We start from the raw sequence: 937 nt of genomic DNA, 5'->3' as shown, positions 1-937 counted from the left end.
TTTTGGGGTTTATTTTAGCTAAAATGCCCCATTCGTGGTTTTTAAGGTGCATTAAAGCTGTGGCGTGGCTGATGAGAACCTTTGATAAGCGCCGTTATTTTGACGCTAAAGCCAATTTGGATTTTGTGTTTGGGGATTCTAAAAGCGAAGAAGAGAAAAAAAGGATCATTAAAAAGGGTTATGAAAATTTTGCTTTCATCATTTTAGAAACCATTAGAGTGATCTTTATCCCTAAAGATGAATACGACTCTCGTTTCACGCTCATCAATGAAGAAAATGTGTGGAAGTCTTTAAACAAGGAAGGCCAAGCGATCACTTTATGCATGCATTTTGGCTATTGGGAAGCGGTAGGCACGACTTTGGCGCAATATTATGAGGACTATGGTAGGGGGTGTTTGGGGCGTTTGACTAAATTTGCCCCTATCAATCACATGATCATGAGTAGGCGAGAGGCGTTTGGGGTACGCTTTGTCAATAAAATAGGGGCGATGAAAGAACTCATTAAAATGTATAATCAAGGCAACGGCCTTGTGGGGATTTTAGTGGATCAAAATGTCGCGCCTAAAGATGGGGTGGTGGTGAAATTTTTCAATAAAGACGCTACGCACACCACGATCGCTTCTATTTTATCGCGCCGCTACAATATAGACATCCAGCCGGTATTCATTGATTTTAATGACGACTATTCGCATTACACAGCGACCTATTACGAAAGTATCCGCTCTCAAATCACCGATAACGCTGAAAACGATATTTTAGAATGCACGCAAGCGCAAGCGAGTTTGTGCGAAGAGGTGATTAGAAACCACCCGGAAAGTTATTTTTGGTTCCACAGGCGTTTTAAAAGCACCCACCCTGAAATTTATCAAAGATAGGGTTTTGAGTGGAATGATAAAAATTAAAAAATGCTAAAAGGCATTTTTTAAAAATAAATAGT

At 39.9% G+C, this 937-nt stretch carries 1 protein-coding gene; it reads left to right on the top strand.

All coding sequences use genetic code 11. From position 1 onward, the window contains the following. Positions 1-875, top strand: an 875-nt coding sequence (locus BZK24_RS08420; RefSeq protein ID WP_077657147.1) for a lipid A biosynthesis lauroyl acyltransferase, incomplete at its 5' end; no start/stop codon positions are given. Between the last annotated feature and the right edge of the window lie 62 nt (positions 876-937).

The sequence above is a fragment of the Helicobacter pylori genome (assembly GCF_001998165.1).
Lineage (GTDB): Bacteria > Campylobacterota > Campylobacteria > Campylobacterales > Helicobacteraceae > Helicobacter > Helicobacter pylori_DL.
The sequence above is the reverse complement of the archived record's forward strand: the minus strand, read 5'-3'. Positions and strand labels throughout refer to the sequence as shown.